The 667-nt window shown below is 26.4% G+C and carries 1 protein-coding gene; it reads left to right on the top strand.

Annotated elements, in window-relative coordinates:
- Nucleotides 1-55 precede the first annotated feature (55 nt).
- Nucleotides 56-319, top strand: a complete 264-nt coding sequence (locus tag CD150_RS13035) for a hypothetical protein (protein WP_225792147.1) — start codon at nucleotides 56-58, stop codon at nucleotides 317-319.
- Nucleotides 320-667 lie beyond the last annotated feature (348 nt).

The raw sequence follows: 667 nt of genomic DNA, 5'->3' as shown, positions 1-667 counted from the left end.
ACGTAAAGGTTTCTAGAAGAGTAAGACTAAAATACTATATGATTGGAGTTTTAATATGTCTATGCCAAACATAGTCATGCTGATACTTACTATAATAATGCTGTTATTTGTATTTGTTTTTGGTCTATTACTTGATAAACCAGTGATATACATGTTTATTGCGTTGTTTGTTCATTCAACGCTTTTATTCATCATTCGTTACTTCTGGCAAGGAAAAGAATTTGGACAAGCATTTACACATTCTTTTGATTTAATCACCATAACAATAGTTATTATATTTACAATTTTGAAAGTTCAAAAAGCAAAATCAAGTGAATAATACGTTTGATTATAGGTTTACCTACTATTGATAAAACGAAGAGTGGATCTTTTATATAAAAGCACAATTAGAATAAACTAATAAAATTTGAAAATCGCGTTAAGAGAAATTATAAGCACCTGAAATGCCATTTTAAAATAAGATTGAATCATATTTAATCATATAAAAAGAGTTGGGAACATTGCTAAGGTGCAGTTTCCAGCTCTTTTTATTTTGACTTAAACATTTTGACAGATTTGATATTACCAATATTTAAATTTAAAACTTACATATTATTACTATTTTCTATCTATATTTTTACTTAAACGGAAATATTACCCTAATAAATGACTCCTTCCAATATTATGG

It is taken from the genome of Staphylococcus ureilyticus (genome assembly GCF_002902235.1).
GTDB lineage: Bacteria > Bacillota > Bacilli > Staphylococcales > Staphylococcaceae > Staphylococcus > Staphylococcus ureilyticus.
Note: the sequence above shows the minus strand (reverse complement) of the source record. Positions and strands in the feature narration are given on the sequence as shown.